This is a genomic window from Nostoc sp., from assembly GCF_036917465.1.
Classification (GTDB): Bacteria; Cyanobacteriota; Cyanobacteriia; order Cyanobacteriales; family Nostocaceae; genus Nostoc.
In genome coordinates, this window is the sequence record NZ_JBALDL010000016.1 from 63,063 (window position 1) to 87,374 (window position 24,312).

The following is a 24,312-nucleotide window of genomic DNA, read 5'->3' on the forward strand; positions in this document are numbered from 1 at the left end:
GCGATCGCAATTCGTGGTTACATAGACAAAGCACTGCGATCGCAATTCGTGATTACATAGATAAAGCACTGCGATCGCAATTCATGGTTACATAGATAAAGCACTGCGATCGCAATTCGTGGTTACATAGACAAAGCACTGCGATCGCAATTCGTGGTTACATAGATAAAGGACTGCGATCGCAATTCGTGGTTACATAGATAAAGGACTGCGATCGCAATTCGTGGTTACATAGACAAAGCACTGCGATCGCAATTCGTGGTTACATAGATAAAGCACTGCGATCGCAATTCATGGTTACATAGATAAAGCACTGCGATCGCAATTCGTGATTACATAGATAAAGCACTGCGATCGCAATTCGTGGTTACATAGACAAAGCACTGCGATCGCAATTCGTGGTTACATAAACAAAGCACTGCGATCGCAATTGGTGGTTACATAGACAAAGCACTGCGATCGCAATTGGTGGTTACATAGATAAAGCACTGCGATCGCAATTGGTGGATACAATGGCTAAACCTGCCTGGGCGGTGACTTTTATATCTTCTCGGAAAATTTGAGGAGATAAATACCTTTTCATCTAAGATGATTTATGTCACGCACAGGCACGGAGACGCAAAGAGGATGAGGAGTTTTAGATGTTCATCGACACCACTCGCCAAATCCCCGAAACCCTATATTTTTCGTTGAGTGGTGTCGATTCCTTACTGGGTAATGATTTGAGGTATGCGTGTTGTTCAATTTCACACAAGGTATATAATGTATTTTAGAGTAGTGTCGATTTGGTGGCTGAAAGCCTTACGAGGCAGAGGCTCCTGGACGAACTCTTTACCGATTGCTTTAAATCGGAATTAATGGAAACGTGGTTCAAATCCACTTCCCGCCACCAAATTAAAACAAACTTTACCGATTGCTTTAAATCGGAATTAATGGAAACTTTACCGTATCGGCGAGTCCCCGACACTGCAAATCTTCACTTTACCGATTGCTTTAAATCGGAATTAATGGAAACGTCCTGCGCTGCTTGGCCAGTCGCTCGATCGGCTTGCTTTACCGATTGCTTTAAATCGGAATTAATGGAAACGAAGGTCAGTTCATAGCGCTTCGAATGATCTCAATTCTTTACCGATTGCTTTAAATCGGAATTAATGGAAACTTTGCGCAGTCAGCAGGTGTGTCCAATGTCGTCCCATTTTCTTTACCGATTGCTTTAAATCGGAATTAATGGAAACCAATCAGGCGCGGTCGATATATTGAAAGAAGAAAGCTTTACCGATTGCTTTAAATCGGAATTAATGGAAACTTTCACAGTCGCTATATTCTGCCCGAGCTACTTCGTAGCTTTACCGATTGCTTTAAATCGGAATTAATGGAAACCCTTGAGAGGCATAATCAAAAGTTTTTTGATAAAAACTTTACCGATTGCTTTAAATCGGAATTAATGGAAACAAAAACGCCGATGCGAATGCAATGAACAATGCTGCCCTTTACCGATTGCTTTAAATCGGAATTAATGGAAACAGAATTTTTCCCCTGTGCCTGTAAAGTGCTGGGATTTTTTGGACTTTACCGATTGCTTTAAATCGGAATTAATGGAAACTGCTTTAGACGATGCTCGTGCAATAACTTCTGCCCATCTCTTTACCGATTGCTTTAAATCGGAATTAATGGAAACCATCTATTTGCTCTTTGTCCAGATATCTGGACTAACTTTACCGATTGCTTTAAATCGGAATTAATGGAAACACATATATTCCTCCCAAATCTATTAGTGAATGTGACTTTACCGATTGCTTTAAATCGGAATTAATGGAAACAAAAAATCAGCAGCAATATACGAAAGTAACCCTAAAGCCTTTACCGATTGCTCTAAATCGGAATTAATGGAAACATTTCAAGTTCATAATTTTCGTTTCACTAAAGTAACTTTACCGATTGCTCTAAATCGGAATTAATGGAAACAAAAAACAAAGTTACACTTACCAAAGCAACCTTGAATTACGAATTATTTCGTCATTCGCTTGAAAAGCCTAGACAACAAACAAAAAACAGCTAAAAGTTAAAGTAGAAAAACCTTTAACCTGTAACTGTTGATGATTTGTCACTTCCTCATCGGTATCCCCGGTAGCGGGAAATCTACCTTCGCCGCAGAACTCGCCAAACTGGGAAATTATCGCATCGTCTCTACAGACGCAATTCGCCAGCAACTCTACGGCGATGCAAATATTCAAGGTGAGTGGAATCAGGTTGAAGAAAAAGTAATCTCGGAAATTGTGAATGCCTTAACTCAAGGTGATTCCATAATTTATGATGCAACTAATGCCAAGCGGGGATGGCGGATGGAATTACTCAGTAAGCTGAAATTTTCTCTGGCTGTTTTTCCTCTGTGGATGGCGTGGTATTTGCAAACTCCCGTTGCAATTTGCAAGTTATGGAACCAACAACGGGTTCGTCAAGTTCCAGATTTTGTCATTGAAAATATGCACAAATCTCTCCAAAACTTTCCGCCAATAGCTGCGGAGGGATTTGCAACAGTCAAAGAAATCGATGTCACCTCGCCGAAGTTCGACATTGAACAAATTGCAACCCAAATTCAACAGCTTTCGCATTCCCTTACCAACCGCGCTAACCGCAATAGCCACATTATTTTACATTCTTACAGTCAGTTGTTAGATTTTGAACGGCTGATGTATTTAATTTCTCTCATCATTCGTTATCCAGGAATTGGTAATTTGCAAACCACTCATGGGAGTTTAGTAGAAAGCATTTTTGGTAACATTCCTGAGTTTGCCAATAGCTTAGAAGAAATTACCGCCTTCATGGGTAAATTGTGCGGTCAAATTTACGCCAATGAAAATGCGATCGCATCTGATTTAAACTGGTTACAAGAAAATTCTCTGATTGGCGTTAATACTATTGCTAATCTGGAAAACCTCTCTCCAAAACTCTTTCCTAAGAGGAGAGAGGCTTTGAATTTTCCCCCTTCCCTCATAGGGAATGGGGTTAGGGGGTTAGGTTTCGAGGGAACTCACAGTTATTCTGACTTTGACAGCTTCCAAAGATTAATAAAAATCATTCGGTTGATTCTCCATCACCCATTTTTGCAAGATACAGGAAAGGGAAGTTTACAAACTTTGATATCTGCACTCAGAGAAAATGGGATTATTCAAGGCGATAGATTAGATACAGTCCGCAAGGATATAGAAAAGGTTCTCAAACCTTATAAAATATTGCCAGATTTTCCCCTCAGAGATGGCTACTTTGCGGGGACAGCGATTTTGTCAGCATTAGAGTTAACCAAAGTGTTTGATGTTCTCCAGTCTCAGGCGAAAAGTCTTGATGATCCCGTAGCGTTGGAGATTTATGAAACATTTGCTACCCGAATGACAAAAAGTAAGTTGGGGGTAAGTAATGTGTATCCGGTACGGGGCATCGCTAATCGCAGTATGATAGATTCAGAGTTTTTACCCAGTGATGCCCTTTCTAAGAATTTACAGCAATTAGAAGAAGCGATCGCTAAAGGACAATTACTAGAATTAAATCGCTTTGTTGGCGGCGGTAAATTTGCACTGGATGAAGAAGGCTTTTTTTTAGCATTTCCTTTGCAAATTGTTTTTTCTAATCAAGCATGGTATTTAGGTTTTGAGTGTGAAGGTGGAAAGTATGCCGGACTCTTCCGATTTGAACGTTTAGATAGATTGTTTATTGGTAAACCTCAAAGCAAATTGCGTTCTCTGGTGGAACAAAAAAAGTCATTAGAGAAATTACAGAAACTCTCAGATGCTAGCGCGGGGATTTTTTTAGGTTATAGTGCGAGTGATCAGCATCAGTTTCTCAGCCAAGATAAACAAGAGCATTCACAGGCTTGTGTGACAATAGAACTGTGGTTTAATGATTTTATCTTCCGGTTTATTAGTGAGGGAACCAAAAGGTTTTCTGCCAGACAAATGAAGATGTCTGCACCTGTGCAAGGTGGAAGGTTAATGTTACCTAAGTCAATTTTCTGTCTGAAGAAGACCACAGATAAAGACTTTCCCAATCGCTTTCGGGTAATATTGCCTAAATGGTCTTTAGGTGATGTAGAGTTTCTGCGATGGATTGTTGGCTTTGGTGGTAACGTGAAGGTAGCGCAACCAGAAGCCTTGATGGTTAAGGTTAAAGCAATTGGTGATGCGATCGTTCGGGTTTATGAGTAAGCTAAACCACATCTAGTTTGCATATCTAAAATTTTTATAACTCTTGTGGGGTGGGCAACATGAGCGCCCTAATTATGCAATTTAAATGTAGAACAGCTTAGAGGATGTTTGAAAAGTCCTTTTGTTTGGTAGCAAAACGTTCTAGAACCCCCTAAATCCACGCCACTTGCTTCACTTGGCGAGACCCCAAGACCGCAGTGGCTCCCCTTAAAAGGGGGACTTTGATTCCGGTTCCCCCCTTTTTAAGGGGGGTTAGGGGGGATCTAAAAGTGCCTAAAATCACAACGAAACACTTTTCAAACAACCTCTTAAACAGAAAGATATCGGCGGGTTCTATGATATAATAAGCATTTAGAACTTTTACCAACCCCGCCGCAGAGACAGTAAAAGAACATTAAAAATTCGTCATTCATATAAAAACCCTAGCTTCAACCATAAGTTTGCCGCAGGAGTTTTAAAGCATAATGTTGCCGTTGCCACAAACTTATAGTTGAATTCAGATGTAGTTTTGCGTAAGTCTTATATATTAAGTGGGCGATACTGGATTTGAACCAGTGACCCCATCCGTGTGAAGGATGTGCGCTACCACTGTGCTAATCGCCCAAGATTTTTTATATTATCATAACTAACCCAGATTTAAGGTTGCAAAAATACATTTTCTGCCAGCATCAATTATTCAGAGATTATTCGGGTTGATTCCCTTCTGTTGTAATCTAGCTAAAAGCTCCTGAAGCTGTTGTTGTGTTTGCTCTAGTTCTTGCTGTTGCTTAAGTGTTACTTCTTCTGGTGTTGAATATCTATTACCATTATCGTCATACCAATACAACCATTCTCGCATGATTCCTTGGTAAGTTCCCCGCTCACGTCCAATACCTAAACCAATTTCCGGCATCCAGACTTTATCGCCTGGTTGTAAAATATATTCACAATTAACTAAACGATAGACTTCTAAACGCTGACGCTTACGACGTAAGCGGGTTGGTGCATAAATGACATAATACAAAATGCCTAATTGGGCATAATCTACTTTCTTTTGTTCGTATTCAAAATTGTAAGTTTGGGAAACAATTTCTAACGATAAGATTGGGGAAATACCATCTTCTTCCCACAGCACATAACTAGAACGCCCATTTTCTCCAATAAAACGTTCTACACCCAAACTTAAAAATCCATCGGGGACAATCGCAGGTTTATTAGCTATATAATAAATCCCCATATTGATCCCAAAAAACCAATCATCACGAGCTTGCCAAATAGCAGCTAATATCGCTAACAATAAGTTGGGAATTAATATTTGCAATTCGTTATCCACAGGGGTTTCATCAGAATCTGGCAATTCTGCTGATGAAGGTAAGCACTCTAATGGATTGTAGTTGAACATAAGCAGTTCTCAATCCCAAATGTTAAATTTAAGTACTTAGGCATAATGAAATATACAATAAAATCCTAGTTTGTAGTGAGCGATTCATCGCTCATAGCAAGGTTGATCAGGACTAAAGTCCTTACTACAAACTTTAATTTATTTACGCCTAGCTACTAAGAGGATGTTTGAAAAGTCCTCTTTTCGGTATCAAAAGTTTTAGATCCCTCTAAATCTCCCTTAAAAAGGGAAACTTTGATTCCGGTTCCCCCCTTTTTAAGGGGGGTTAGGGGGGATCTAAAAGTGCCTAAAATCACAGGAAAACACTTTTCAAACAACCTCTAAGACCTATTTTCCGCATAACTTCAGGGTAGCTCAGTCTGCACATCATAGCCAGTAGCTTAATTACCTTTATTACTTTCTATAATTGCTTGACTTAAATAAATCACTGATTCAATTTTGGTAATATCTTAGACTACTTGCTACGTATCTAAGCTCTGAGTGCAGGAGTCACTGAAAATTCATTTCTTTAGTTTATCTAAAGTCGTATCTAAGTTCTCAAATTACCTTCCTAAGATAGAAGCAGCAACCATAAATTGCCATACACAACTAAAACCCAATTAACAGCTAGTGGCTGCGGAGAATCTCAAAATGGCTAGAACGCCAGAATCTTTAGAATCGTCTATCAATGAAATTACAGACTTAGCTCTAGATCGTGATTGTACAACCTTATCCCGTCACGTTTTACAGCAACTTCAGAGTTTTTCGCCAGATGCCCAAGATTTAAGTGCGTTGATGAATCGCATCGCCTTGGCAGGTAAACTAGTTGCACGCCGCATGAGTCGCGCTGGTTTAATGGAAGGCGTTCTTGGTTTTACTGGCGAAGTTAATGTCCAAGGAGAATCCGTCAAAAAGATGGATGTCTACGCCAATGATGTGTTTATCTCAGTTTTTAAGCAAAGCGGCTTAGTCTGTCGCCTCGCTTCTGAGGAAATGGAAAATCCTTACTATATTCCCGAAAATTGCCCCATTGGTCGCTATACCTTGCTGTATGACCCAATTGATGGCTCATCCAACACCGATAATAATCTCAGTTTGGGTTCGATTTTCGCCATTCGCCAACAAGAAGGAAATGATAGCGATGGCAAAGCAACCGATCTCCTCACCAATGGACGGAAGCAACTCGCTGCCGGATACATCTTGTATGGCCCTTGCACAATGCTGGTTTATACTATAGGTAAGGGCGTTCATTCCTTTGTCCTCGATCCCAGCTTAGGAGAGTTTATTCTCACAGAAGAAAATATTCGGATTCCTAACCACGGTTCGGTTTACAGCGTGAATGAGGGTAACTTTTGGCAGTGGGAAGAATCGATTCGAGAATACATCCGCTACGTTCATCGCACAGAAGGCTACAGCGCTCGTTATAGCGGCGCAATGGTGAGCGACATCCATAGAATTTTAGTTCAAGGCGGTGTGTTCCTTTATCCAGGTACAATTCAAAACCCAGAAGGGAAATTGCGCTTGCTTTATGAAACCGCTCCTCTAGCCTTTTTGATTGAACAAGCAGGCGGTCGTGCTACTACAGGATTGGTAAATATCTTGGATGTAGTACCGAAAAAACTGCATCAGCGCACACCTTTAATTATTGGTAGCAAAGAAGATGTAGCAAAGGTGGAGTCTTTTATTCAAAACGGACACTAGAAGATAATTCGTAATAGAGCCTCCGGCACGCTCCGCGAACGTAATTAGTGTTACGTAAGGGTTTTAGACGTTTTATTTCTTTGGTGCTGTATTCTCATCTGCCATTAATTAAACGTTAATCATGGTGATTTAAGATTGGGGATGCAAAATAGCGCTTTTTGAAGATCGATTAAGGATTATCTCAGCTGGCCGATGCGATAAGTGATTGGGAACGCCACAATTCAAAAGTAAGCATTAATGCGTTTTGCCAACTTTACTTAGAAACATCACTATACAGGAGTGAAATAAACTACCTATGGCTACCAATCATCTACTAGAAATTAAGCAATACGGTCAAAGTATCTGGATGGATAATTTGACCCGTGACATTATTCAATCAGGTGAACTCAAAGACATGGTTGAAAATCAAGGTATATCTGGGATTACTTCTAACCCAGCTATCTTTGAAAAAGCGATCGCAGGTAATGTCATTTATGATGCCGATATAGAAGCCGGAGTTCGGGCTGGCTTACCCATAGACAAAATTTACGAATCCCTCGTTTTTGCAGATATCCGTAACGCTTGTGATATTTTACGCCCAGTTTATGAAGCCTCGAATAGACTAGATGGTTATGTGAGTATCGAAGTCCCACCAACCATTGCCCATGATACCGAAGCAACAATAAGTGAAGCTCGGCGCTATTTCCAAGAAATTGGTCGGGAAAATCTGATGATTAAAATTCCCGGTACAGAACCTGGTTTGCCAGCAGTGGAGCAAGTAATAGCCGAGGGAATGAATGTTAATATTACCTTGCTATTTTCTGTAGAAAGCTACGTAAACACAGCTTGGGCATATATTCGGGGCTTAGAAAAACGGCTGGCTGAAGGTAAAGACATCAGTAGAATTGCTTCAGTCGCTAGCTTCTTCCTCAGCCGGATCGATAGCAACATTGACGGCAAAATTGATGCTAAGTTGAAAAAAGGCGTTGATGATATTGCCGTGGAAGCAAAGCTAAGAGCTGTGAAAGGGAAAGTAGCGATCGCTAACGCCAAGGTAGCTTACCAAGAATACAAGAAAATCATTAGAAGCGAGCGTTGGCAAGAGTTAGCAGCAAAAGGAGCCACAGTACAACGGCTACTTTGGGCTAGTACCAGCACCAAAGACCCCAACTACAACGACGTGATGTATATCGAAGAGTTGGTTGGCCAAGATACCGTTAACACCGTACCACCAGCGACCATAAAAGCTTGTGCCGATCATTGTAACGTTAGCGATCGCTTAGAAACAGATGTAGATAAAGCTTACACCCTGATCGAAAACCTCAAAGATCCCGACATCAACATCGATCTTGATGCCGTCATGGATGAACTGTTAGATGAAGGTATTGACAAATTCGTCCAGCCCTTCCAGTCCTTGATGAACTCTTTAGAAGACAAGATCAAGGTATTGTCACCAGTGTAGGGACTGGGGAATGGGGACTGGGGACTGGGGACTGGGGACTGGGGACTGGGAACTGGGGAATAAGATTAAAAATACTATTTTCCAAAACCTAAAACCCAAAACCCAAACCCAATACCCAGTAGCCAATCCCCAGTACCCAATCTCAAAATCCAAAATCCAAAATCCAAAATCCAAAATTGTTATGGTTAGTCTGCTAGAAAATCCCTTGCGCGTTGGCCTGCAACAACAAGGGATGGCTGAACCCCAGATTATAGTTATCTTTGGCGCTTCTGGTGATCTCACCTGGCGTAAATTAGTGCCAGCCCTTTACAAATTGCGGCGAGAACGGCGTATTCCTCCAGAAACTACCATTGTTGGCGTAGCCCGACGAGAATGGAGTCATGAATACTTCCGCGAACAAATGCAGAAGGGCATGGCAGAGGCACATCCTGATGTTGATTTAGGCGAACTCTGGCAAGACTTCTCTCAAGGTCTATTTTACAGTCCTGGGGATATAGACAACCCCGAAGGCTACCAGAAACTGAAAACCTTACTGAGTGAATTAGACGAAAAACGGGGTACGCGAGGCAATCGCATGTTCTACCTCTCCGTTGCCCCTTCATTCTTTCCTGAAGCGATTAAGCAGCTAGGAAGCGGCGGAATGCTAGAAGATCCCTACAAACATCGTCTAGTAATTGAAAAACCCTTTGGTCGGGACTTGGCTTCTGCCCAAAGTCTTAACCAAGTGGTACAGAAATATTGCAAAGAAAATCAAGTATACCGCATTGACCACTACTTGGGTAAAGAAACAGTCCAGAATTTGCTGGTGTTTCGCTTTGCCAATGCAATTTTTGAACCCTTGTGGAATCGTCAATTTGTTGACCACGTACAAATTACCGTAGCAGAAACCGTAGGCGTGGAAGATCGGGCTGGCTACTATGAAAGCGCTGGCGCACTGCGGGATATGTTGCAAAATCACCTCATGCAACTTTACTGCTTAACGGCGATGGAAGCGCCAAACGCAATGGATGCCGACAGCATCCGCACAGAAAAAGTGAAGATACTCAAAGCTACTCGTTTAGCTGATGTTCACAATCTGTCGCGGTCAGCAGTCCGTGGTCAATACAGTGCTGGCTGGATGAAGGGTCAAGCAGTGCCAGGGTATCGGACAGAACCAGGCGTTGACCCCAACTCCACCACACCCACTTATGTAGCAATGAAGTTTTTGGTGGATAACTGGCGCTGGAAAGGTGTTCCTTTCTACTTGCGTACCGGAAAGCGGATGCCGAAAAAAGTCAGTGAGATTGCAATTCACTTCCGCGAAGTTCCATCTCGGATGTTCCAATCTGCTGCCCAACAGGTAAACGCCAATATTTTGACAATGCGGATTCAGCCAAATGAAGGTATTTCCCTGCGTTTTGATGTGAAAATGCCGGGAGCAGAATTCCGCACCCGTTCCGTTGATATGGACTTTAGTTATGGTTCCTTCGGCATCCAAGCAACATCCGATGCCTACGATCGCTTATTCCTTGATTGTATGATGGGCGATCAAACATTGTTCACACGGGCGGACGAAGTAGAAGCAGCTTGGCAAGTAGTAACACCAGCCCTTTCCGTTTGGGATGCACCCGCCGATCCAAATACAATTCCCCAATACGAAGCCGGTACTTGGGAACCAGAACAAGCAGAACTCTTAATTAACCAGGATGGCCGTCGCTGGCGCAGACTGTAAATATTAGTCATTAAGAGCCACTCCGTTGAAACAAGTGGCGTTCATTAGTCACTAGTAAAAACAAATGACCAATGACCAATGACAAATGACCAATGACAAATGACAAATGACAAAATCCAAAACTTCCTATGCCTACGCAAACTTCTACTATTTTTTCACTTCAGGCACCAAAAGATATTTCGCTTAACGAAATAGATGCGGAACTGAATCAAATTTGGCAAAGCTACGGCATTACTGGCGAGAACGGTGGACTTCCCAGTGCTACTAGGGCAACAACGTTTACTTTAGTAGTCTACGAACCAGAAGAAACTCAGTATTTGTTGGCTGCTTTAGGATTTTACAACGGCCCAATTGATGGGATTTTAGGGCCACAGATGGCAGCAGCATTGCGGGAAGTGCAAAAGAAAAATGGTCTGCCAGAAACCGGAACAGCAACACCAGAAACTCTGACTATATTACGAGAAGAATTTGCTAAAGTTCAGCGAGGCGGAGAACATCCTGCTGCTGGTTTAAATAACGGCAGCCCGAGAATTGCCGATGAAATCGCTCTCCGCAACCCCTGCCGCATCATTGCGCTATTTCCTATTGCTGGCGAAGATGAAGGAGTTAAGGCTCAAGTTTCTGCCTATTGCCCGATTCAAAAGCAATCGTCAAGAACACTTATCTGCTGCGAATACATTACTCTCAGTGGTACTGCTGCTGCCTTAGAACGCATCGGTGGGATGATTCCAGCATTATTGATTGGCGGCTTGCCGAAGTTTATTTGGTGGAAGGCAACCCCAGACCCTAACAACGGTCTATTCAAGCGCCTAGCAGCAATCTCCAATAATGTGATTGTAGATTCTTGCAACTTTAACGAGACAGAAAGCGATTTACTCCGCCTAGAAGAGTTGGTAGAAGCGGGTGTACCTTTAGCTGATTTAAACTGGCGTCGCCTCGCATCATGGCAAGAATTGACAGCCGAAGCTTATGACTCACCTAATCGTCGTGCCGCCCTCAAAGAAGTTGACCGCGTTACGATTGATTACGAAAAAGGCAATCCTGCCCAAGCTTTGCTGTTTTTAGGTTGGCTAGCAAGTCGCCTCCAATGGCAGCCAGTTTCTTATCAAAAGGAAAGCGGTGATTATGATATCACTCGCATCCATTTTATTTCTCAAGATCAGCGACAAGTAGAAGCCGAATTAGCAGGAGTTCCGGTTGCTGATGTGGGCGATATTATTGGTGACTTGATTGCCTTGCGCCTCAGTTCGACAAATCCCCAGGCAGACTGTGGTACAGTTATCTGCTCAGAAACTGGTGGTTGTATGCGGATGGAAACCCACGGTGGTGCCCAATCTGCTGGTCTGTTTCAACAGGTGACTTCACTTTCAGAACAAAAGGCGGAAGTATTGCTAAGTCAGCAGGTACAACGCTGGGGTCGTGAGTCACTGTTTGAAGAAAGTCTAGGAGTGACAGCGAGTATTTTCAAATTGGCGAATTAATTTAGATGTAATACCAATTTTCTATGAAGCTGCATATAGTTCGATTCCCCCTAGCCCACGCCAGTCGCTCATGGGGGAAACCCCCAAGACCGCGCTGGCTCACCTTTATAAGGGGGGAACCGGAAAAACATCTATTAAAGTCCCCCTTTTTAAGGGGAGCCACTGCGTTGGGCGGCTCTGCCGACTTGAAGCACGTGGCGTGGATTTAGGGGGATCAAGATATGTGCAACTTCACATTAAATTGGTATAACCCCCCTTCTCGCGTCGGGTAGGGGGAATTTTTTTAATTATTAAAGTCAAGATGAATGGCTAGAAAAATTTAATTTATAAAATAGTGAAGATTGTTTATTAAAATATTTTGTATCTTTTTTAAAAAAGAATTATGGAGTTTGAATTTGATCTTAACAAAAGTGCAACTAATAAAGCTAAACATGGTATTGATTTTATTGAAGCACAGAAACTTTGGACAGATGTGAATTTTACTGAAATTCCTGTACGCACAACAAACAGATGAGCCTCGGTTTCTAGTGATTGGCAAAATTATTGGAAAATATTGGTCAGCAGTCATTACTTATCGTAGTGATAAAATAAGAATTATTTCCGTTCGTCGCTCTCGTGCTGAAGAGGTAAATATTTATGAAAGCTGAAGAATTTGATACTAAATTCGATAATGGAGAAGATATTACTGAGTTTATAGACTTATCTAACGTACATCGTCCAGGTTATGAGCAAAAAAGTGTTAATATTGACCTCCCTATTTGGATGATTCAAGCTTTAGAACATGAGTCCAAGCGTTTAGGAGTGACATCTGATTCTATTATGAAATTATGGCTGGCTGAACGTCTTGATAAAAAAATTATTCCTGAATAGCATAAAAGCAGCGATTTTAATCAAATAAATAATTCAATATTTTTGTTTGACTTTGATTTAATTTGATACCGCTAACATAGCTGACTATTTAGTTTAAAAAATAAACAATTATCCATGTCTGTAATCATTGCTGGAGAACGTAGTGGGGTGGGCAAGACAACAGTCACGCTCACCCTTTTAGCATCTTTACGTCGTCGCGATCGCTCAGTACAATCTTTCAAGGTAGGCCCAGACTACATCGATCCAATGTTTCATCAACATGTAACTGGTCTTCCTTGTCGCAATTTAGACCCAGTGTTGACTTCCGAAGCTTACATTCAGCAATGTTTTGCCCGTCATAGTCAACTGAGTGAATATGCCCTAGTGGAAGGGGTAATGGGATTATTTGATGGAATTGGGCATGGGGCATTGGGCATGGGGCATGGGCAAGAAAAGCAAAAATCAACAGACTTTGCGAGTACGGCACATATCGCACGGCTGTTAGATTTGCCTGTGGTGTTGGTGGTTGATTGTAGCAGGTTGTCTGGTTCTGTGGCTGCGATCGCTCACGGCTACCAATCTTTTGATCCGAGAATTAAAATAGCTGGGGTAGTATTAAATCGGGTGGGAAGCGATCGCCATCTCTCTTTACTAAAAGATTCTCTAGAACCCTTACAATTACCTATTCTCGGCGTGCTACGCCGTCAAGATAACATCACAATTCCCGATCGCCATTTGGGTTTAGTTCCCACAGCAGAACTCCCCGAACTCAACGCATTAATTGATCGCCTCGCCGATTTAGGAGATACTTGCTTTGATTGGCAACATTTATTACCCCTGTTAAAATCAGAACCTCTCCCTCATCCTCCTCATCTCCCTCATCTCCCCTCCTCGATCAGAATTGCAGTCGCCCGCGATCGCGCTTTTAATTTCTATTACCAAGACAATCTAGATTTACTCCAACAACTTGGTGCAGAACTAGTTTTCTGGAGTCCTTTAGAAGATGCTGCAATACCAAAAGATATACAGGGAATGTATTTTGGGGGAGGTTTCCCAGAAGTTTTTGCCCAGCAGCTAGCAGAAAATACCAGCGTTCGGGACGCAGTGAAAACAGCAATTATCAAAGGAATGCCTGCGATCGCTGAATGCGGCGGATTAATGTATTTATGTGAGCAAATTATCGATTTTGAGGCTAAATCTTGGGCGATGGCGGGAGTTCTACCGACATCTGCTGTCATGGGTGGGCGTTTAACTTTGGGCTATCGTCGTGCAGTAGCTTTGCAAAATAATCTGTTAGTAAAGGCAGGTACAACCGTTTACGGGCATGAATTTCATCGTTCCCATTTAACCTTGACTCCTACTCAGCCCCTATTTGAAACTTCTCGCTACGATTGTGACGAAAATATGGGATGCGAGGGATGGGGTTTACCTGCAAATGTTCACGCTTCTTATGTTCATCTGCATTGGGGAGAAAGTGGAGAAATCCCCCAACAGTTTCTTAAAGAATGTCGGAAGCTATGAAAACCTAAGATTCAGAATAAGAACCTTAAAAGATCAAGCGGTAACTTTTTCTAAGCGCAAGATTACCGCGTCTGTTGTCATGATTTTTTTGATTCTCTATCGATCGCTCAATCCAAAATCTGTTAACCTGATGATTAACTTGGCAAAGAAGTCATATTCATATCGTCATTCAACTTGCGAATTAAACGGGATAACTCACGAATGATATTTACCGCAATTTCAGGAGTTTCTTCGATCGCATCATACAATTGTTCTTGGGTCAGTTCCAAAAATTCGCAAGGTTCCAAAGTCGTAGCACTGGCAGAACGAGGTTGAGTATCAAATACTGCCATCTCACCAAAATATTTTCCCTGTTCCACCTCTGCAAGTTGTTTATTGCCGATGTGAACTTTAACCCTACCTGACACTACAATATACAGCGATCGCCCCTCTTCCCCCTGGCGAAAGATGGTGTAATTAGCTGGAAATGACAATTCGTTCATTACTGAAGTGAGCCGCACAATAAAATCATCCCGCAATTCCTTAAAAATCGGGACTCGCCGGACAAATAATAAACGGTCAACACTGGTTAGCATAATTACAAATTGAAAGTCAAATATTACTGAAACCGAAGCCAGAGTGCAATTAGTCATATTAACCGATGACGATCGCTAGATGCAAAGAATATCACAGACTTTAGCGACATTAGGGGCATATATAGTAATACCAATTTGAAAAAGGCTTGCGAAAGATAGAATCCCTTTCTCGTGTTGCTATCCTCCAGTCGTATAGAATTCATTCTGTTAGCGGTAGCGGGGCGTTTAGCCCATTCTGACTACTGACTACTGAATTCTGTTTCGATAATAATTAGTTAGAAATATTTTATTAACCATTAGCTAACTCAAGCTTTACTTGTTGCCATAACATAATGTGCTAAACATTTATCCTGTAATACTTCTTCAGTTTGCAATTAGTTATCATGGAATCTAATCACTCATTGAAGCTAAACCGCCGTCAGTTTTTGCTCCGTTCAAGATTTCAGTAGTATTGTAGGGTATCTTGGCAGAGCGTAACCCTGCACAAGTTTGGAATATTACGTTACACTATTGCTAACATACCCTACGTATATTTCAAAAATAAAATCCTGACTATTAACCATTTTTAATAGTAAGTGTTTTAAGTAAACGTCAATGATTAAAACAATAATTGCTTTTCTTATTATTGGGCTGATTATCGCTGGAATTTTAATCAATCCCATTATAGTCAAAAGGCGAAGAAACCGTCTCAAACATCTTCCTTTTCCCCCACTTTGGAATGCAATTATTGAGAATAATCTTCCCATTTATACCTGTCTTTCTCCCGATGAAATCAGACGACTTAAGGGACATATTCAAGTATTCTTAGCAGAAAAACAATTTATTGGCTGTAGAGGATTAAAGGTAACACAGGAAATGAAAATTACCCTAGCTGCTGTTGCCTGTTTACTCCTACTAAATGAACGTGGACAGTACTTTCCTAAACTTCGTTCAATTCTGGTGTATCCCAACACTTATTTTGTTAAAGAAACGACTCCTATCGGAAATTATGTTGTTGAAGAAAAGCGCGTGGCAAGGCTGGGTGAATCGTGGACAACTGACCAATTAGTGGTGTCTTGGGAACAGGTGAAACAAGACACTACTAATTGGAGAGATGGACGTAACGTTGTGCTTCATGAATTTGCCCATCAGTTGGATCAAGAAGATGGGAAAGCTGAAGGGGTTCCTATACTGCAACACAACTCAGATTATCCTATTTGGGCAAAGGTAATGACAGAAGCATATCAGCAACTTTGTAATGACGTTCTACAAAATGCAAAGACGGTAATGGATAGCTATGGTGCAACAAATCCCGCAGAATTTTTTGCTGTAGCGACTGAGACATTTTTTGAGAAACCGCAGCAATTATTGTCCAAGCATTCAGCACTTTATGAGCAACTGCAACGTTACTATAAATTAGATCCTGTCCAATGGGTATAAATTTAAGTAAGTAAACAATATTTAGCTATCTTTCATAACTTTATTCCTCACTAAAAACCTTTAAGAGGTTGTTTGAACAAGTATTTCGCTGTGATTTTAGGCACTTAGCGATCCCCCCTAACCCCCCTTAAAAAGGGGGGAAACGGAATCAAAGTCCCCCTTCTTAAGGGGAGCCACTGCTCCACTTGGGGAGACCCCAAGTGGAGCATGTGGCGTGGATTTAGGGGGATCTAGAACTTTTTGATACCGACAAGAGGACTTTTCAAACAACCTTTAAGACTGAAGACAAAGAAGGTGATTGCTAATCCAAAATCTAAAATCCAAAATGGTATCAGGTAGAGGCAATTCATGAATTGCTTCTACACCGTGTAGTTTTGTGTAAGTCCTAACTTTGAGTAGTTTACGCCTACTTTATTAGGACGTTTTCATTGCCAAAATCTTCAAAGCCACAGCTTCAGAAACAGGCATCACCGATAATCGATTTCCTTGCCTTACTAACATTAACTCTTCAGTGCTAAATTTTTCCTTGAGTATTGATAGCGAGATTGGGTTAGAAAAAGTCTCAACAAATTCTACTAAAACTGTTTGCCAGCGAGGGGATTCTGAAGTTGATTTGGGGTCGTAGTATTTACTTTCTGGCTCAAACTGGGTCGGGTCAGCAATATCTTTTTTTACCACACGCATTAAACCAGCAATCCCAGGAGTATTAGTGTTTGAATGATAGAAAAAAGCTAAGTCTCCTTCATGCATAAGACGTAAAAAGTTGCGAGCTTGATAATTGCGAACACCATCCCAGATAGTCTGATTTTGCTGTTTAAGGTCAGTAATACTATAGGATTCTGGTTCTGATTTCATTAGCCAATAATTCATCTACACACGTTATAAATATACAAATAACAATGATTTTCAAACAAGGGTATTAAGCCCCTTGTCTGAAATAATAGCTGGGATTTGCACCAAGTTGTGATATTGACTATTTAGCTTAACTGCGGGAAGCTATAACGGCATAAAATGGATCTCCTCCAGCTGCACCTAACCACTGTAATAAATTGGGTAATGCTGACTTATGAGCTATAACTTCTGGGGTTGTAAATCCTGGAACGGAGGCAAAATAGGCTTTGACTAATTCCACTCGCTGTGCTTCAGAAGCCTCCCGCCAAGCTTGAATTGCTTTTTCAAAAAACATCCGGTTAGAAAAGCTGATAATTGCGACACCACCAGGTTTCAATATACGGTAAATTTCGGAAAATACTGCTTCTGGATATTGCACATATTGCACAGATACGCAATTGAGGACAACATCGAAATCTTCATCTGCTAAAGGTAGCTGCGGATTTTGGTTAAGATTTTGCACAAAGTAATGATTTAAGCGGGGATTTCGTGCCAATTCCTCAGCGTTGAGTCCATGTCCTTCCACATGCTCAAACTGCATCTCTTGTGGCAGATGGGACACCCAACTGCTCATCATATCAAAAATGCGGGTGTGGGGTTTGAGGCGATCGCTATATAAATCTGTTAGCTGTTGAATAAATCCTTCATCTACATGGGTGACAAAGCGCGGATAGGCATAAAATAGCTTATCGTCTTTGTCATCTAACTTCAGGCGTTGATTGGGTCTTAACTGCATAAATCTCTGTTTTGGAGAACTTCTTCGGAAAAATACGGCAATTGTAGGTATTTTTCAACAATCCCTATGTAAGATATTTTAATAACAACAGGACACATAACAATTTGTAATTCGTAATTACGTTATGCATCTGGGTCTAAATCTCCATCCAGAATGGAGCGAATTATAGAGAGAGGTCTTTTATTCTTACTAATTTTTTCATCCCGTTAGTGAGTCCGCGTACTCCCGTGGATAAATAAGTTCAACACCACGTCATTACGAATTACGAATTAGTAAATGTTCTATAAACTAAACTTCTTGCAGCATATTTGGCGACATATCCGCCTAGTCGGATTATTACCCTATTTTAGTTTGTTAGTTTTGATACTGCCCTTATTATTATTTACTTCTGGGCATAATAGTTTGATAGCACACGATGAAGGGCTTTACGCATCACGCGCACGTCTGATGTTTGATTCTGGCAATTGGATAGCTCCTTGGGACAAAGCACATCATAAAACCCCCGGCCCTTATTGGTTAATTGCCAGCTTCTACAAGCTTTTTGGTATCAGTGATACTACTGCGCGTCTTCCTAGTATGATTGCTGGTATTTTTAGCTTATTGTTTGTATATGAAATCGGCAAAATTATACTAGGCAAAAAATTAGCTTGGCTAGCTACTGTAATTTTAAGTCTGGAATTTCTCTGGTTGCAATACTGCCGCTTAAGTACACCTGATGTCCCGATGGTTTTCTTGGTTCTTCTAGCTATTTGGTCTTTAATAAAAACAGAACTACATCCTAAATATCACTATTTTTGGAGTTTTATAGCTGGTTTAAGTTTCGGTTTAGGCTTTTTAATCAGAAGCTTTATGATTTTTTTGCCAATTATAGCTTTATTGCCTTATCTAATTTGGGAACATCGCCGTCATCGTCATCTTACTAACCCATTTTTGTATTTAGGTTTTTTTGTAGGTTTAATACCTACCTGTGTTTGGCTGTGGTTAAGCTGGTTGCACTATGGAAATCAAAGTTTTGAGGAGTTGTTCAAATTTGTTGTGCAGCAAGGTTCTAATGACCATTATGATAATGGGCTATTTTTCTATGTATGGAATATTCTTTTAAAAGCATTTCCTTGGGCTTTTTTCGGAATTTTAGGTTTATTGTTGACTGTTCAGCATCCTATTGAGCGTTACCATTTGATATTAGTTGGCTTTCCATTTATATTATTTGGAGAAATTAGTTTTTTTAATACTCGTTTATCTCACTATAGTCTTTGTCTTTACCCATTTATAGCTTTGTTTGCATCTGTGGGTTTGAACTGGTTAGGCAATATTTACCAAACAGAAACGCACTTACAATTACCTCTTAAAAAGGAGAAAATAAATCTATTAAATATTTTTGCAAAGAAGAATCTACCCCGAAACTTGAGCTATAGTTTTGGTGGATTAGGCGTTTTACTTATAATAGCAAGTATTGTCGTTCTGAGTTGGGGTGGTTCTGACATCCGCAAGTATGCAACTATTGGCTTGGCTATGGGTTTGGGTTGGTTAGTTTTACCTGTGGTGTGGATTGGCCGTTACCATTTGGGCAAAAAGTTTCTCACAACTCGTTACTGGATTGCAGGTTGGTTAATTCCCTGTTGGCTAGCTTTGGCGGCGATGGGTAGTATAGGTCTGTTGAGCGATTATAATCCTGTTTTGAGAACTTTTTTACAAGAACCTGCGATCGCTTCAATTATCCAATCTAATCCTGTTTACTTTGTGCAAATAGACGCTAAAACCAAAGTACTGCTTAATTTCTATCTTTCTAGTCGCCCCCGACAGGTAGCTTCTATCTCCCAATTACCAGCTTTGAGCTATGCTTTAATCTATGCTAACCAGTCCTCTACATTATCTCGACCTTACCGCATTCTGGCTACAGTCAAAGAGTATTTGTTTATTCAAATCCTTTTCTAAGAGAGATTAAAATAATTCGTAATAGAGCCTCCGGCACGCTCCGCGAACGTAATTCGTAATTAAGTTTTGCAACGGGGATTTAGACCCTGGCACAAAACTTGCCGCTTGTTAGAAGCGGGGGAATTAAACCCTCTAACTTTGTTAAAATTTAGGTAGGGGTAATTCATGAATTACCCCTACATAGCTTTATGCAAAAAACTGCTGTAATTAGGCATTGTGTTCAAGTCTTAGTTGCAAGTTTGATACATTCTGTTTTGAGAAGGACTAAATTATCAGTCTCAAAAACTGTACAAGAGTTAATTAATGTCGCTAAAACAGGTACAAAATTATTCTGTAATTTGGCATTTGCTTGTTTTGCTGCTGGCTGATATTGTTGTAGCCAAGTGTTTTTAGCTATATATTCGGGAATAAATGCAGAACGTTCTAATAACCAAAAAGTGACGTTGTATTTTTGGATAAAGTCTTTAATTTGGTTAATATCTTCACTATATTGGGCATTAATCAGGTCAAGCATCCGTTTGCGAAATTGAGCATAATATTTTGTATGAATTGGTAAAGCATATTCTTTACCCACCAAAATTGTTCTTTGAGCAAAGATAGGTATGTTATCTGCTTCTTCGGAAGTAGAGGCTATGACAATATTTTGTGGTTGCTTTTGCAAAAAATCATATAATGTTGGGGCTTGACCCTCTACATAAGGAGTTTTGGGAAAAACTTTTAAGCTACTAGGGTACAAAACTAATCCTGCACTAAGGATAATAATAGTAGCCAAGCTGAAAATTTGTCTCTCATTTTGTCTCGACCTTTGCAACATAGCATCTAAAATCAAAGTAATAGAAATCGCTGCTGCAAGAGCAAGTACCATCTTAAAAGTATGATGGGTGTAACGGCTAGGCCAGTGTAACTTAAAAGCTAATGCATGTGCAGCAAAAAACATTATCAAACTAGCTATTGCTACCTGTATTAATAATTTAATTTCATCATTTAATTGCTTTACTAGGGGAAAAAGAGACTGGAATTTCATAATAATTGGTAACAATAAACCAAGTAATAATTGCGGAGGTGAAATTAAAGCAAAAAAACCGCTATCTCTACCATCAAACCAATAACTAATAATATTATGGCTAAAATAGCTAAATCTTCCTCCATGCCAGTACTCTGGCATAGTTATCGCAACAGCAGCAGTAATTGTCGGGCCAAATTGTGATGATTGAATAGCATAAGTCAAAATTACAATCCCAGCAATCATAATGCTGGCTGCAAATAAAATAAAATCCTTTCGATTCTGAGAAATAGTTATCTGCCCATTCTGCCAACTAAATAATCTCATCAATAAAATTAATAACTCGATAAAAGCTATTAAAGGGTATATTAAAGCTTGGAGTGCAAGGACAATTAATATACCAAACATAGAAGATCGGATTAAATAATATAAAAAAGCTAAAAATAAAGGATAAATAAAATCTCTAGGGGTAGCAGAAAATAAATCATCCTGTAGACAAAGACTTTGATTTAAAAGCAAAGAGGCAATAAATCCCACTATTGGTACTGGTAATATCTCCATACAGACTAGAAAGCAATAGCTAGTTGTAATTAGTCCCAGTACTATTGGAAAAATTTTGCTAAATAAAATTAAATCGATATTTAAAGCTGCAATTATTTTATAAAAAATACCATATCCAATTGGTGTCACTGACTGGAAATAATCAGCGATTAAATCCCCAGGAAATAAATCTGGGTTAATATAACGATACATCCAAGAAATATATTCTCGTGCATCGTCGCTGACAATATATTGACTGCTGAAAGCTTTTCGCAGCCCCAGAAGAATATAACCAAGAGCAAAAGTTAGACTTAGACTGTACCAAAAAATGACGCTCAATCTAGATTGCTTACGTCTGTTTGTTTGAGTAATAGGTGTTGTTAAAAGTTTTTGTAATTGTGGAATTAGCATTGGGCCGATCTATGTCTGAATAAATTAATCAGAAAAATTAACCTTGGAGTTTATTATATACACAAGAGGTAAGAGGATTCTAGAAGATTAAGGTGTACCGAGTTTTCCAAAAACAAAATAGTAGTCCTATTTTTGATTTTTGCAAAGCTAGGTAGAATTCAATAAATCTTATTTCCTGTTACCTATTGCCTATAGAATTACTATTTGATTTTTGAACTAAATTAGGTATTGTAGAGTGTGTTATACCATTTCTTTGTGAAGCTGCGCCAAATTTCCTTTGCTTATTAGTGCTTAGTATTACCACATTCTCGGCACTGTCAAAAATTCTCAATTCAATTTCTTCCCTAAAACAGATGCAAAGAAACTATTGCTAAAACAAGTTAAATTAGGTATAATAGTACGTACGCTAAGTAATATGTGAAATGGTTTCTACATCTAATCATTCCCCAGCTTTAGATTCGTGGCAGCAAAATCTGGCACCATACAATTTGGGCTACAGAATAAAATTAGTATCACAACTGCTCGGACGCAAGTTTACCGAGAGGCTAGAACCTTTTGGACTTACGCCATTTCACTGGCTAGTGTTGTGCTGTTTGTGGCAAGAAGATGGTTTACCTACTTCTAGTATTGGAGACAAACTCAAACAAGTGGGAGGGACTTTAACAGGTGTACTAGATCGCATGGAAGAACGCGGTTTAGTGCGTCGAGAACGCGACACTCACGATCGCCGCATCTGGCGAATTTGGCTAACGGATGCAGGTAAGGAACTAGAAACTATCTTACCGCCAATCGCTGCCGCAGTTCGTGATGAAGCGATGGATGGTGTTTCTTTCACCGATCGCGAACTGTTTTCCCAAATCTTGAATCGAGCGATCGCTAACCTCTCCTAAAGATAGTCCCACAATCACCCGACCGGGGGAAGTGACATTAATATTTGTTTTGAGATAATATTACGCATACTAAGGAAATAAGATTTTTTTCAGGAAATATTACGCATTCTAAATAAACGACTATCAATCAAAATTATCGAACGAGTGAGTTAAGGATCATGAAGGCTAACACTTTTAACGGGCGCAACCAAAACAAAACCATCGTTATAGAGAAAGAATTGATTCCTAATTCCGAGACTTTAGAAGCTGTAACCACAGAAGCACCTGTTGTAACTCCTGAGATCGAGAAAGAAGTTCCACCGAAGCGGAAAAAACCGACTGGTTTGATTTTGGCAGGATTAGGCGTAGGTGCGATCGCCGCAGCTGCTTTTGGTTATCACTATTGGCAATACGCCTCCACCCATCAGGAAACAGACAACGCCACCGTTGCTGGAAACATTCACCAAGTTAGTAGCCGGATTCCGGGAACTGTAAGTCAGGTGCTTGTGAATGATAACCAACTGGTGCAACCCGGACAATTGTTAGTGAAATTAGATCCACGCGACTATGAAAGTAAAGTACAGCAAGCAGCAGCAGCCCTAGAAAATGCTCGTGGACAGGCGCAAGCCGCCCAAGCAAATATTGCCTTAACTTCACAAACCACCACTGGTAAGACAACTCAAGCGCAGGGAGATGTTAGCGGTGCGGTAGCAGCAATTTCTACAGCCCAAGCAGCAGTACAAGAAGCCCAAGCTGGGATACCAGCAGCGCAGGCTGAAGTTAGACTAGCCCAAGCAGGAATTCCCGCCGCCCAAGCGCAGGTAGCGCAAACAAATGCGAATTTGGAAAATGCCCAAGCAGATTACAATCGTTACAACCAATTGTATAAAAACGGTGCGATCGCTCGTCAGCAGTTAGACACAGCCAAGGCAGCTTATAACGTGGCTACAGCACAAAAAAACGCCGCCATTCAGGGAGTAGAACAAGCTCAAGCTAAATTAGCCTCCGCCAAAGTTGGTGTCGCCAAAGCCCAGTCTCAACTAGCACAAGCGCAAGAAAATGTCACCAACGCCCAAGCTAAATTAGCAGCATCCAGGGGCGGATTACAACAAGCTACCGCCGGCGGACAAGATACAACAGTAAAACGTAGTCAATACGAAGCGGCAAAAGCTGCGATCGCCCAATCGGAAGCATCGCTCAAAGACGCGCAATTGCAACTATCTTACGCCAACGTTACCGCCCCCAGTGCCGGACGAGTTGGTAGAAAAAACGTAGAAATTGGCAACCGAGTAGCATCGGGAACACCATTAATGGCGATCGTGGATAACGAGTATTGGGTAATTGCCAACTTCAAAGAAACCCAATTAGAAAAGATGCGCCCAGGAGAACCAGTAGAAATCAAGTTGGATTCTTTCCCTCATCACACCTTTATTGGCCGTGTTGATAGTCTCTCGCCAGCTTCCGGCGCTCAGTTTGCCTTATTGCCACCGGATAATGCTACAGGTAACTTTACCAAAGTTGTCCAACGCATCCCAGTAAAAGTAGTTTTTGACCAAAAGAGCATTCAAGGATACGAATCGCGGATTACTCCGGGGATGTCTGCGGAAGTTGCTGTGGAAGTCAAGTAATATCATGTCCACCAAGTTACCCATAATCAAAGAACCCCTCGC

General features: G+C 40.7%; 17 protein-coding genes, 1 tRNA gene and 1 CRISPR repeat array. Of the genes, 12 read left to right on the forward strand and 6 right to left on the reverse strand.

The window, feature by feature from the left end; translation table 11 throughout:
- Positions 1-829: 829 nt before the first annotated feature.
- Positions 830-1,965: a CRISPR direct-repeat array (repeat unit 36 nt; unit sequence CTTTACCGATTGCTTTAAATCGGAATTAATGGAAAC).
- 131 nt (positions 1,966-2,096) lie between these two features.
- Positions 2,097-4,199 (forward strand): AAA family ATPase, encoded by a 2,103-nt coding sequence (locus V7K38_RS03400; protein ID WP_334855450.1) that lies wholly within the window; start codon positions 2,097-2,099, stop codon positions 4,197-4,199.
- Positions 4,200-4,730: 531 nt separating this feature from the next.
- Here the strand turns inward: V7K38_RS03400 and V7K38_RS03405 are convergent.
- Positions 4,731-4,802, reverse strand: a tRNA-Val gene (locus tag V7K38_RS03405).
- 73 nt (positions 4,803-4,875) lie between these two features.
- Positions 4,876-5,580 carry a Uma2 family endonuclease gene (locus V7K38_RS03410; RefSeq protein ID WP_334855451.1) on the reverse strand — a complete coding sequence of 235 codons (705 nt, stop codon included), beginning with the start codon at positions 5,578-5,580 and terminating at the stop codon, positions 4,876-4,878.
- 630 nt (positions 5,581-6,210) lie between these two features.
- Between V7K38_RS03410 and fbp the strand changes: the two genes are divergently transcribed.
- The 7 genes from fbp (at position 6,211) to V7K38_RS03445 (ending at position 14,263) form a co-directional block, all read left to right on the forward strand.
- Complete coding sequence (fbp, locus tag V7K38_RS03415; RefSeq protein WP_334855453.1) at positions 6,211-7,260, forward strand: class 1 fructose-bisphosphatase; 1,050 nt, start codon at positions 6,211-6,213, stop codon at positions 7,258-7,260.
- A 295-nt stretch (positions 7,261-7,555) separates the two neighbouring features.
- On the forward strand, positions 7,556-8,701 hold the full coding sequence (gene tal / locus V7K38_RS03420; RefSeq protein ID WP_334855455.1) for a transaldolase: 1,146 nt from the start codon (positions 7,556-7,558) through the stop codon (positions 8,699-8,701).
- A gap of 181 nt (positions 8,702-8,882) precedes the next feature.
- Positions 8,883-10,412: a glucose-6-phosphate dehydrogenase gene (gene zwf, locus V7K38_RS03425; RefSeq protein WP_334855456.1), complete on the forward strand. Its 1,530-nt coding sequence runs from the start codon at positions 8,883-8,885 to the stop codon at positions 10,410-10,412.
- 128 nt (positions 10,413-10,540) lie between these two features.
- Complete coding sequence (gene opcA / locus V7K38_RS03430) at positions 10,541-11,893, forward strand: glucose-6-phosphate dehydrogenase assembly protein OpcA (protein ID WP_334855457.1); 1,353 nt, start codon at positions 10,541-10,543, stop codon at positions 11,891-11,893.
- A gap of 527 nt (positions 11,894-12,420) precedes the next feature.
- On the forward strand, positions 12,421-12,540 hold the full coding sequence (locus tag V7K38_RS03435; protein WP_334855459.1) for a BrnT family toxin: 120 nt from the start codon (positions 12,421-12,423) through the stop codon (positions 12,538-12,540).
- Positions 12,530-12,763 (forward strand): type II toxin-antitoxin system BrnA family antitoxin, encoded by a 234-nt coding sequence (gene brnA, locus V7K38_RS03440; RefSeq protein WP_334855461.1) that lies wholly within the window; start codon positions 12,530-12,532, stop codon positions 12,761-12,763. Before V7K38_RS03435 ends, brnA begins: the two co-directional genes overlap by 11 nt.
- A 114-nt stretch (positions 12,764-12,877) precedes the next feature.
- Complete coding sequence (locus V7K38_RS03445; protein WP_334855463.1) at positions 12,878-14,263, forward strand: cobyrinate a,c-diamide synthase; 1,386 nt, start codon at positions 12,878-12,880, stop codon at positions 14,261-14,263.
- A gap of 134 nt (positions 14,264-14,397) precedes the next feature.
- Here V7K38_RS03445 and V7K38_RS03450 read toward each other — a convergent pair whose 3' ends face one another.
- A complete protein-coding gene (locus V7K38_RS03450) occupies positions 14,398-14,838 on the reverse strand; it encodes a Crp/Fnr family transcriptional regulator (RefSeq protein ID WP_334855522.1) in 441 nt (146 codons plus the stop codon).
- A 594-nt stretch (positions 14,839-15,432) separates the two neighbouring features.
- Here V7K38_RS03450 and V7K38_RS03455 point away from each other — a divergent pair.
- Positions 15,433-16,257 (forward strand): M90 family metallopeptidase, encoded by an 825-nt coding sequence (locus tag V7K38_RS03455; RefSeq protein ID WP_334855464.1) that lies wholly within the window; start codon positions 15,433-15,435, stop codon positions 16,255-16,257.
- Positions 16,258-16,671: 414 nt separating this feature from the next.
- Here V7K38_RS03455 and V7K38_RS03460 read toward each other — a convergent pair whose 3' ends face one another.
- Both V7K38_RS03460 and V7K38_RS03465 read right to left on the reverse strand, forming a co-directional pair.
- Complete coding sequence (locus V7K38_RS03460) at positions 16,672-17,127, reverse strand: EVE domain-containing protein (protein ID WP_334855466.1); 456 nt, start codon at positions 17,125-17,127, stop codon at positions 16,672-16,674.
- Between the two features lie 112 nt (positions 17,128-17,239).
- Positions 17,240-17,884: a class I SAM-dependent methyltransferase gene (locus V7K38_RS03465; RefSeq protein WP_334855468.1), complete on the reverse strand. Its 645-nt coding sequence runs from the start codon at positions 17,882-17,884 to the stop codon at positions 17,240-17,242.
- A 276-nt stretch (positions 17,885-18,160) separates the two neighbouring features.
- On the opposite strand from V7K38_RS03465, the gene V7K38_RS03470 reads away from it, so the two are divergent.
- Complete coding sequence (locus tag V7K38_RS03470; RefSeq protein WP_334855471.1) at positions 18,161-19,819, forward strand: glycosyltransferase family 39 protein; 1,659 nt, start codon at positions 18,161-18,163, stop codon at positions 19,817-19,819.
- A 220-nt stretch (positions 19,820-20,039) separates the two neighbouring features.
- Here the strand turns inward: V7K38_RS03470 and V7K38_RS03475 are convergent, their stop codons facing one another.
- Complete coding sequence (locus tag V7K38_RS03475; RefSeq protein ID WP_334855472.1) at positions 20,040-21,575, reverse strand: hypothetical protein; 1,536 nt, start codon at positions 21,573-21,575, stop codon at positions 20,040-20,042.
- A gap of 620 nt (positions 21,576-22,195) precedes the next feature.
- Between V7K38_RS03475 and V7K38_RS03480 the strand changes: the two genes are divergently transcribed.
- Entirely contained in the window at positions 22,196-22,663 is a 468-nt protein-coding gene (locus V7K38_RS03480) for a MarR family winged helix-turn-helix transcriptional regulator (protein WP_334855474.1), read from the forward strand.
- Between the two features lie 158 nt (positions 22,664-22,821).
- Positions 22,822-24,270: an HlyD family secretion protein gene (locus tag V7K38_RS03485; RefSeq protein WP_334855476.1), complete on the forward strand. Its 1,449-nt coding sequence runs from the start codon at positions 22,822-22,824 to the stop codon at positions 24,268-24,270.
- The last annotated feature ends 42 nt before the right edge of the window (positions 24,271-24,312 follow it).

Bases quoted from the DNA above. Each gene is read 5' to 3' on its own strand.
- fbp (WP_334855453.1), top strand. From the start codon at position 6,211: ATGGCTAGAACGCCAGAATCTTTAGAATCGTCTATCAATGAAATTACA.
- V7K38_RS03450 (WP_334855522.1), bottom strand. From the start codon at position 14,838: ATGCTAACCAGTGTTGACCGTTTATTATTTGTCCGGCGAGTCCCGATT.
- V7K38_RS03465 (WP_334855468.1), bottom strand. From the start codon at position 17,884: ATGCAGTTAAGACCCAATCAACGCCTGAAGTTAGATGACAAAGACGAT.
- V7K38_RS03455 (WP_334855464.1), top strand. From the start codon at position 15,433: ATGATTAAAACAATAATTGCTTTTCTTATTATTGGGCTGATTATCGCT.
- V7K38_RS03475 (WP_334855472.1), bottom strand. From the start codon at position 21,575: ATGTATCGTTATATTAACCCAGATTTATTTCCTGGGGATTTAATCGCT.
- V7K38_RS03485 (WP_334855476.1), top strand. From the start codon at position 22,822: ATGAAGGCTAACACTTTTAACGGGCGCAACCAAAACAAAACCATCGTT.
- V7K38_RS03480 (WP_334855474.1), top strand. From the start codon at position 22,196: ATGGTTTCTACATCTAATCATTCCCCAGCTTTAGATTCGTGGCAGCAA.
- brnA (WP_334855461.1), top strand. From the start codon at position 12,530: ATGAAAGCTGAAGAATTTGATACTAAATTCGATAATGGAGAAGATATT.
- V7K38_RS03460 (WP_334855466.1), bottom strand. From the start codon at position 17,127: ATGAATTATTGGCTAATGAAATCAGAACCAGAATCCTATAGTATTACT.
- V7K38_RS03445 (WP_334855463.1), top strand. From the start codon at position 12,878: ATGTCTGTAATCATTGCTGGAGAACGTAGTGGGGTGGGCAAGACAACA.
- V7K38_RS03400 (WP_334855450.1), top strand. From the start codon at position 2,097: ATGATTTGTCACTTCCTCATCGGTATCCCCGGTAGCGGGAAATCTACC.
- V7K38_RS03470 (WP_334855471.1), top strand. From the start codon at position 18,161: ATGTTCTATAAACTAAACTTCTTGCAGCATATTTGGCGACATATCCGC.
- V7K38_RS03410 (WP_334855451.1), bottom strand. From the start codon at position 5,580: ATGTTCAACTACAATCCATTAGAGTGCTTACCTTCATCAGCAGAATTG.
- zwf (WP_334855456.1), top strand. From the start codon at position 8,883: ATGGTTAGTCTGCTAGAAAATCCCTTGCGCGTTGGCCTGCAACAACAA.
- opcA (WP_334855457.1), top strand. From the start codon at position 10,541: ATGCCTACGCAAACTTCTACTATTTTTTCACTTCAGGCACCAAAAGAT.
- tal (WP_334855455.1), top strand. From the start codon at position 7,556: ATGGCTACCAATCATCTACTAGAAATTAAGCAATACGGTCAAAGTATC.